Here is a 9,400-nt window from a genome sequence, read left to right as displayed (position 1 = left end):
ATTATAAAGCTATACTAGATAATATTTTTCATAATTTTACTTTTTTCTTAAAACATTTTAATCTCATAGAAGAATGGTTATTATCAAATGATTTTAATGAAAAATATAAAAAACAAAACCACCCTTATCCCTCATTACTTGATCCTAAAAAACTCAATGATAAAAATGAAACAATCAATTATCATAATATAGCTGCTGAACTTGCATGGGAAATGAATTTGCCTTTACCAGAGAATTATGAGTTTGTGTTTTTAGCGGGAGGATTGTCTGGACATGGTGCAATGATGTCGTTTTTTAATGATTGTAATATAAGATGCTTGCAACAAGATTTACAAACAGAAACTAAAAGATACTACGGCTTATATAATTTTTTACAAGTAAAAGGTTACAATATTATTAGATATGAACAAGTGTTACCATGTAATTATAGTAAATTTTTTAAGTTAATTACAAAAAAAGTTCCTATTATCTTTCTAGTTAGAGATCCTATTGCAAGACTTAAAACTGGAGCAAATCATCCTTTTAGAAAAAATCTTGTGCGGATTGATTTAAAAAAAGCAAGTCATTTTAATTTTTTTATAAGAAAATATTTAGTTAATATTAGAAATGGACATAAAATTTATGCAGATATTCCTAGTTTGTTTCCATTGAACATATATATATCTTCTAATTATTTTTTGCAAGCAACAATTTTAAATCATTTTATAGCAAATGAAATTATTTTTATTGATTGTGCAGAAATATTTCCTCCTAAGGCAAAAAATACAATTTTGAATTTATCTCAAAAATTAAAATTTTCAGCACCTTCAGATTCTTTAATTTATAAATATAATGCAAATAATTATTTTATGGCTGTTTTGCCTATTATTTTACAAATTGATAAGATTTTGGTTCATATTACGACTAGTAATTATATTAATTTAAATAAACAGTTTGATTTGATTAATATTTGTACATTATTTTTTGATCAGCCTTTAAAATATGAAAATTTAGGGATTTATATTAAACCTGAAGATTACGATAATTTAATTTATAACCACAATTCATTTTTATTATTGCAAAAGTATTTAAAGGAATTTATGATAATATTAGAGCAAAGAATAGAATTAGAAAAATCTAAACTATTTAAAGAAGAAGATATCTTAAATTATTTAAAAGAAAATAAAGAATTAAGACTTAAATTAAAAAATATATTAGATAAAGAACTCATTCATATAAAACAACACCGTCCAGATATAGTTGCTTCTTGGAAATATTATCAAGAATTTGAAAAAATGTGCGAGGAATTAGATTAGCTAAAATTATACTGTTAAATGTTTTTAATAAAAGCCCTTGTATTAAAAATAACAGGCATTATAAATTATTCACACAAAAAGTTATATTAATAAATTAAAAATTATAATTTTAAAGTGAAAATTCATTTAAATATTGATAATGAGATATTTTTATGTATGATTTGTAATTTCCATTAGTGTATTTTTTTATATTTATTGTGAAAATAAATTTATTATGATATTATAATAATATAGAATAAATAGGAAAAATAATAAATGTTAATTTTATCACATCGAGGTTATTGGAAAAGTATAAAAGAAAAAAACTCTATTTTAGCTTTTGAACAAAGTCTATCATCTAATTTCGGGCTTGAAACTGATTTGCGAGATAATGGCATGCGGGGGGGGGGTATAGTCATATCTCATGATATAGCACATGAAAATTGTTTAAAACTAGAAGATTTTTTTAAACTTTATAAAGCATATAATACTAATTTACCTCTAGCTTTAAATATAAAAGCTGATGGTCTTCAAATTGTGCTTAAACAACTTCTTCAAGAATATCAAATTTTTAATTATTTTGTATTTGATATGTCTATTCCAGATGCTTTAATTTATATTGATTTCAATTTTAATGTTTTTACTAGACAAAGTGAGTATGAAAAAAATCCTAGTTTTTACGAGAAAGCTTGTGGTGTTTGGATGGATGAATTTCATTCTCATTGGATTGATAAAAATACTATTAAATATCACCTTCAAAACGATAAATTAGTTTGTATTGTATCTCCTGAACTTCATAAAAGATCTTATCAAAAAGAGTGGCAAGAATATAAAAAAATAGATAAAGAACTAAAAGCAGGTCAAAGACTAATGATTTGCACTGATCATCCAGGTAAGGCAAAGGAGTTTTTTTATGATTAAAATTAAAGCAATAATTTTTGATATGGATGGAGTATTAATTGAAGCTAAAGATTGGCATTATCAAGCTTTAAATAAAGCTTTAAAGCTTTTTGGTATGGAAATTTCTAGATACGAGCATTTAACAACTTTTGATGGCTTACCTACCAAAGATAAATTAAAAATGCTTTCTCTAGATAGAGGTTTACCTGAATCTTTACATAATTTTATTAATGAATTAAAGCAACAATATACAATGGAGATGGTTTATAGTTTATGCAAGCCTAAATTTCATCACCAATACGCTTTGTCAAAATTAAAAAATGAAGATTATAAAATGGCAGTTTGTTCTAATTCTATACGCAATAGCATTGAAATCATGATGGAAAAATCTGCCCTTGAAAATTATTTAGATTTTTATATTTCTAATGAGGATGTAAAACAAGGAAAACCTGATCCTGAAATGTATAATAAAGCCATAGAAAAATTAGGTTTTAATCCTAAAGAATGTATGATAATTGAAGATAATGAAAATGGTATAAAAGCAGCTAGATTAAGCGGAGCTAATGTGATGATAGTCCGTGAAATTGATGAAGTTAATTATGAAAATATAAAAAGCCATATTTTAAAATTTGAAAAGGAAGCAAAATGTTAAATATTGTAGTTCCTGTGGCTGGTAAAAGTTATTTTTTTGATAATGAAAAAGATGGTTTTCCTAAACCTTTTATTGAAATTTGTGGAAAAACTATGCTTGAGCATTTTATTCAAAATTATAAAAATGTAGAAAATAAACGTTTTATCTTTATATTAAAAGAAGATGATGTTAAACGTTATCATTTAGATGATGCTATTAATGTTTTAACAGATCACCAAAGTAAAAACATCATTCTTAAAAATGAAACTGGAGGTATGGTTTGCTCTGTTTTAATGGCTATAGATGAGATTGATTTTAATCAACCTTTGCTTATTGTAAACATGGATCAGATTTTTGAATACGATTTAAATCAATTAATTTCTAAATTATCCTTAAGTCATGCAGGTGTTTTAAGCTTTGAAAGCATTCACCCAAGATGGGCTTATGTACAATGTAATGAAAATAATTTTGTTTTAGAAGCTTTTGAGAAAAAACCTGTAAGTAAAAATGCAATAGCAGGATTTTACTATTATAACAAAGGTAAATATTTTATAAAATCAGCTTTTGATATGATTAAAAAAGATGTTAATTATGATGGAAAATATTTTGTCGCTCTTACATTAAATGAGTTAATCTTGCAAAATAAAAAAGTAATTAATATTTCAATTGATAAAAATCGTTATTTTACTTTTTATTCTCATGCAAAAATAAATGAATATGAAAGGATAAAAAATGCTTATGAAATTAACTAAAAAATATATCAATGCTTTTAATGATAAAAATTTAAATGAATTAGCCAATTTGTTTAGTGACAATTTTGCTTTAGAAGATCCTGTGGTAAAAAGAATAGAGGGAAAAGAGGAGTGTTTACAAGCTATTAAAAAAAATTTGAAGCTTGTAAAGAATTAAATTTTAGTGCTAAAAATATTTTTCAAGATAAAAATACTACTTTTATAGAATTTATTTTAGTGCTTGATGATACGAGGCTTGAAGGTGTGGACATCATAGAATGGCAAGATGAAAAGATCATTAAACTTCGAGCTTATTTAAACATACCTAAGGAATAATAATGAAAAACTATAAACTTGATGAAATGATCCGTGGATGGTTTGTTGGTAATTTTGAACCGAGTATTTTTAAAACAAACAATGTTGAAGTTGGCATAAAAGAATATAAAATGGGTGATTTTGAGGAAAAACATCATCATAAGGTTGCAACTGAAATTACAGTGATTGTAAGTGGTAAAGTCAAAATGAATGATAAAATATATTCTAAAGGAGATATTGTAATAATCTCTCCTAAAGAAGCTACAGATTTTCAAGCTTTAGAAGACACAATAAGTGTTGTTGTAAAACTTCCAGGAGTAAAACATGATAAATATTTAGGAGAATATAAATGAATATAGTTATTCCTATGGCAGGACTTGGCAGTCGTTTTACTCAAGCTGGTTTTGATAAACCTAAGCCTTTTATAGATGTTTTGGGTAAACCAATGATAATTAGAGTGCTTGAAAATTTAAAGTACAAAGAGGCAAAATATATTTTAATTGCAAGAAAAGAACACTTAATTGAAGAAAAAAATTGGATTGATGATATTAAAAATAATTTTAATGTCGAATTTATAGGTATTGATAAGCTTACCGAAGGAACGGCTTGCACTGTTCTTTATGCTAAAAACTATATAAATAATGATGAGCCTTTAATAATAGCTAATTCAGATCAAATTGTCGATATAAATATAGCTGATTTTATTAACGATAGTTTCCAACGTAATCTTGATGGTTCTATTTTAACTTTTATAGATCAAGAGAAAAATCCAAAATGGTCTTTTGTAAAACTTAAAGATGATTTAGCAATAGAAGTTAAAGAAAAAGAGGTTATTAGTGACTTTGCTACTGTTGGAATTTATTTTTTTAATAAAGGTCGATTATTTGTCGAAAATGCTATGAATATGATCATGAAAGAAGATAGGGTTAATAATGAATTTTATACTTCTCCTGTTTATAATTATGCTATAAAAAATGGTGCTAAAATAGGTATTTATAACATAAAAGACAAACAAATGCATGGATTAGGAACCCCTGAAGATTTAGTAAAATATCAAAATAATAACATAAATTTAATTATCAGAGATGAATGTCCTATCACACAAAGTAAAAATATAGAAATAATCAGTACAAGATTATTCCCATTATTTTGCGGTTGTACCAATCAAAATCCAAAAGAGGATATTTTATGTGAAGAGCAATTTGCAATTTGCAATGATAGTGGTATTTTATTTTTAAATAAACTTATTCCTTTAGACATTTTGTATAAAAATGGACATTATGCTGGCAACGTAGGAAAAATATGGGAAGAACATCACAAAGAATTTGCTAAATTCATTTCTCAAATTAAGCCAAAAAATGTATTAGAGATCGGAGGGGGACATGGTAAATTATCTCAATTCTTTCTAGAATTAGATAATGTCAATTGGACTATAATAGAACCAAATATTGAAAACAAATTTAAAAATGTGAATTATATAGACGGATTTTTTAATAAAAATATATGTAATAATAAGCAATATGATACAATCGTACATTCTCATGTATTTGAACATATATATAATCCTTGCATGTTTGTTTCAGACATATCAAATTCATTAGATAATGATAATGGATATATGATATTTTCATTACCAAATATGTCTAAATGGTTGAAAAATAAATATAGCAATTGTTTATTTTTCGAACATACCATTTTATTAGATGAAAATGTAATTGATTATATATTAAGAAATAATAATTTTAAAATTATTAAAAAAAAATATTTTAAAGAACATAGCATATTTTACTTAGTAAAAAAAGATATTAATTCTGTAAAAATAAGTTTAAAAAACAAATATATCGAAAACAAAATAGATTTTGAAAATATGTTACAATTCTATAGAAATAAAGTTGAATATATTAATCATTGCATTGAATATACCCTAAGCAAAGTCTATTTATTTGGTGCACATTTATTTAGTCAAAATTTAATATATAGTGGATTAAATATTTCTAAGATTGTTAATATTTTAGATAATGATCTAAATAAGCATGAAAAAAGACTCTATGGTACAAATTTTATAGTTAAATCTCCCAAAATTCTTAAAAATGAAAATAACGCTTTAGTAATTTTAAATGCAGGTATTTATAACGATGAAATAGAGCGAGATATTCTAGAAAACATAAATAATGAGGTAAAGATTGTAAAATGCTAGAAAATATAAAACTTTTAATTGAACATGCTATAGACAATTGGAGTTATGAGCTTGTTGAACAACTATTAAGTAAAGAGCAATTATCAAACGAACATTTGGTATTAATGTATAAATTAGGAAAATATGATTATTTACTTACAAATTCTCATTATATAAATAAGTTATCATTACTTTTAGATACAACTTCGCAAGATCTAACTGAATTTATGAAGAGATGTTTGTCCAATAATCATATAAATGAAGATTTTCTTATAGGAAAACATAAAAATTCGTATATAAGTTTTCTATCTTCTAATCTTTATAATATAGATTGTGAGGATGTGCAATTGTTTTTAAAATTATTAAATGAAGTAAGAAAATCTAATGATTTGATTCAGCAATCTTTTTTCTTAAAAAATTCAATAGATTTTTTTTATATAAATTCTAATAATATTTTCTTTAAAGGCGGAATTTATTATATCATGTTAGAGATTATATACAATAATTTTTTAAACACTTTAGGTGGAAAATTATACTATGATAAATTAAGAAATATTGCAAGCAAATATTATTATCAAAGTAAATCTTATTCAGGCAATAAAATAGCTTTATGTTTATGTGGAGCTTTACGTCCAGGTTGGCGTGATAGTATTAAAGCATTAATCAACTCTTTTAGTAATTTAGGTGATATTGATGTTTTTATACACTCTTGGGATGAAGAAAGTTTATGGCCTGGTGTAGGAGGTAATGGCATAGGATGGATTAGAAGATTTTTTCATCCTATAATTGATCATTGTCCTTCTGAACTCATTATGTCCAATATCGATTTTTCTAAAAAATTTCCAAATGTTTTTAGCGTTCTTTCAAAAGAAATTAATAAAAAAATTTCAGAAAAAGAATTGTTTGCATTAGATTTAAAAGTAAAAAAAGTAACTTTAGAATCTTATTCTAAAGTTGTAAGTCGCTTAGGAGAATTACAAAATGATTCTAAAATATATTATGGGATTTACCAAGTTTATAAGAGTATGGAAGAATATGAAAAACAAAATAATTTCAAATATGATTTCATCGTAAGAATAAGATCTGACTATATTATAGTAAATAATGATATCAAAATAGAAGATTTACATTTATTAGAATTAAATGAAATCTATGATGCAAGGTATAATTGTGGAATAGATGGGAGCTTAGAAATAGGCAGAAGAAATGCAATGGAAAATTATATGAAAACTTGGATATATGCAAAAGAAAACAAACAAAATATTTATTTTCACTCATGCTTAAAAAATTTTCCTACAACATGTATGAGTCCTGGAACAGGATTTTTATCTCATTATATTTTAAGTCAATGGGTTGATTTTTTAAAACTAAGAGTAATAAAAATGAATATTAAATTTTCACATATTAATTATTTTTTATTTAAAAACATATGTTTTCCAGATGTGAAGGATGAGTTAAACAAAGATATCCAATATATTAGAAAAAATAATATTCTACGTGAAGATCAAATTAAAAATATTGTCCATTTTTTTGACTTAATTGTTCAAAAATATCAAATTATTACTAAGCCATCTTATGGAACAGCCAAAGCAAGAATTAAAAACCAACTTTCTTATAAATTAGGTCAAGCTATAATAGACAATTCAAAAAGTATTTTAGGTTTTATTAGAATGCCTTTTATTTTATCTTATATAAAAGATAAACATAAAAAAGAACAACTTTCTTATGAAGCAAAAATAAAAGAAAATCCAAATTTAGCTTTACCTCCTTTAAAATCTTATTCTGATTATGAAGAAGCTTTAAAAATCAAAAATTATCTTTCATACAAATTAGGAGAAGCATTGATCAATGCAAATAGAAATTGGTATAAAGGAGGATATATAAAATTTTTATTATTTGATTTACTTAAATTAAATAAAAATAAGAATAAAATTAAAAAATAATTTTTATGTTGGAAAAATTGAAAAGCATTGTGATACCTAGATTTAATAAAACATAAGTAATTTTAAGTAATATAATGTTAATATCACAATTAATTACAATATATTAAATTTATTTGGATATTTATTATGAAAAAAATTGTTTTACTTGGGGCAAGCAATTCACTATTACTAAATGGTTTACAACTTGGTTTAAGACAAAAAAATATCTTATTATATAATTTGTCTTTAGGTGGAAGCTCTGCATTATCGAAAATATACATATTACATAAGCAAGAAAATATTAACATCATAAAAGAAGCGGATTAATTATTCTAGAAACTAGTATTGTAGATTTATATGAAGTTATATGCGAAACTATAAGTATTGAACAATCTTATAGAAATATTCAATGGTTATTTAAAGAACTATTTTTCTTAAATATTAAAGTTGTTAATCTTCTATTATTCGAACAACATTTCTTTAATCAACACAAAAAACTTACAAATATTATTCATCAGACTCATAAACAATGCTGTCAAAAATATGGATTTAATCTTATAAGTGTTCACGATTCTTATATAAATAAAAATATATATCATTTCTATTTATCTCACCCTGATCCAGCTCATCAAATTCCTACAATTATGTATAATCTTGGAAAAAACATTGCAAACAATATTGAAAATTTTAAATATCCAAAAAAATTAAGTATAAAAAGGTCAAATCCCAAATTTTTTATTTGCACTCCGGATATGTTTATTTGTAATAAACAAAATATAGTATTAAAACAAGAAAAAGATTTACAACATACTGAAAAAGTGTATTATTTAAAAGATGATATAAAATTAAAATTTCCAAATACTTTCATCAACCATTATATATGTGCAATACATGTATGGAATAAAGTAAAATACGCTAAAACCAACGAACAAATCCGGAAAACGTATTCAAGTATAGTTATACAAAATTCTAAAAAAACTATAGTCAAGAATGCAGCGGCTTATAATTTTTGTTTTGCATTTTATGAAACTAATTTTTTAATTGATGAACAATCATATATATTTTTCAATTATAAGAATTTACCTTATACAGAGAATTCAGCAGGCACTCTTTTACTTGATCACAAAAATTAATATTTTAGACTTTTTTGGAATCTCCACCTTTCTTTTAGCCGATCAAAATGGTAAATTCGATTTTAGCGAAGAAATACAACTCATACAAAATGAAAACATCGTAGTTGATAAAGAATATGATTTTACATATTTAGTCCCTCCTGTAGAAGACTATAAAAGTGCTATAGAAGAATACAATTTTAGAATGGATCCTATAAAACTACAACCCTTGCAAACTCAAATCCATTCCCTTCCTGCTAAAAAACAATACCTAGAATTAGCTAATTTAGAACAAGATTTAATAATTAAAAAGTTAAAAAGCAAAAAGCTTGCTAAATC

The 9,400-nt window shown here is 24.2% G+C and carries 9 protein-coding genes and 3 pseudogenes; all 12 read left to right on the top strand.

What is annotated here, in order from left to right; genetic code table 11:
• The coding region (locus GRQ01_RS07275) for a DUF2972 domain-containing protein (RefSeq protein WP_158335104.1) at positions 1 to 1,295 on the top strand (1,295 nt) is incomplete at its 5' end.
• A gap of 255 nt (positions 1,296 to 1,550) precedes the next feature.
• Positions 1,551 to 2,195, top strand: a complete 645-nt coding sequence (locus tag GRQ01_RS07270; protein ID WP_158335103.1) for a PI-PLC domain-containing protein — start codon at positions 1,551 to 1,553, stop codon at positions 2,193 to 2,195.
• Entirely contained in the window at positions 2,188 to 2,826 is a 639-nt protein-coding gene (locus tag GRQ01_RS07265) for an HAD family hydrolase (protein WP_158335102.1), read from the top strand. Before GRQ01_RS07270 ends, GRQ01_RS07265 begins: the two co-directional genes overlap by 8 nt.
• Positions 2,820 to 3,557: a glycosyltransferase family 2 protein gene (locus GRQ01_RS07260; protein WP_158335101.1), complete on the top strand. Its 738-nt coding sequence runs from the start codon at positions 2,820 to 2,822 to the stop codon at positions 3,555 to 3,557. The genes GRQ01_RS07265 and GRQ01_RS07260 overlap by 7 nt, the downstream gene beginning before the upstream one ends.
• Positions 3,538 to 3,872: pseudogene (locus tag GRQ01_RS07255) on the top strand (nuclear transport factor 2 family protein). Before GRQ01_RS07260 ends, GRQ01_RS07255 begins: the two are co-directional and overlap by 20 nt.
• A gap of 2 nt (positions 3,873 to 3,874) precedes the next feature.
• A complete protein-coding gene (locus GRQ01_RS07250; RefSeq protein WP_158335100.1) occupies positions 3,875 to 4,204 on the top strand; it encodes a hypothetical protein in 330 nt (109 codons plus the stop codon).
• Positions 4,201 to 4,905 (top strand): annotated as a pseudogene (locus GRQ01_RS07730) (glycosyltransferase family 2 protein); the annotation flags it as partial. The gene GRQ01_RS07250 and the pseudogene GRQ01_RS07730, both read left to right, overlap by 4 nt.
• Positions 4,906 to 5,112: 207 nt before the next feature.
• Complete coding sequence (locus tag GRQ01_RS07245) at positions 5,113 to 6,048, top strand: methyltransferase domain-containing protein (protein WP_324250701.1); 936 nt, start codon at positions 5,113 to 5,115, stop codon at positions 6,046 to 6,048.
• Complete coding sequence (locus GRQ01_RS07240; protein ID WP_158335098.1) at positions 6,042 to 7,970, top strand: sugar transferase; 1,929 nt, start codon at positions 6,042 to 6,044, stop codon at positions 7,968 to 7,970. Before GRQ01_RS07245 ends, GRQ01_RS07240 begins: the two co-directional genes overlap by 7 nt.
• A 126-nt stretch (positions 7,971 to 8,096) precedes the next feature.
• Positions 8,097 to 8,276 (top strand): hypothetical protein, encoded by a 180-nt coding sequence (locus tag GRQ01_RS07235; RefSeq protein WP_158335097.1) that lies wholly within the window; start codon positions 8,097 to 8,099, stop codon positions 8,274 to 8,276.
• A gap of 425 nt (positions 8,277 to 8,701) precedes the next feature.
• Positions 8,702 to 9,082, top strand: coding sequence for a hypothetical protein (locus GRQ01_RS07230; RefSeq protein ID WP_158335096.1), 381 nt, complete (start codon positions 8,702 to 8,704; stop codon positions 9,080 to 9,082).
• Positions 9,066 to 9,400: pseudogene (locus tag GRQ01_RS07225) on the top strand (sugar transferase); the annotation flags it as partial. The gene GRQ01_RS07230 and the pseudogene GRQ01_RS07225, both read left to right, overlap by 17 nt.

The sequence above is a fragment of the Campylobacter bilis genome, assembly GCF_016806695.1.
Taxonomy (GTDB): domain Bacteria; phylum Campylobacterota; class Campylobacteria; order Campylobacterales; family Campylobacteraceae; genus Campylobacter_D; species Campylobacter_D bilis.
The sequence above is the reverse complement of the archived record's forward strand: the minus strand, read 5'-3'. Positions and strand labels throughout refer to the sequence as shown.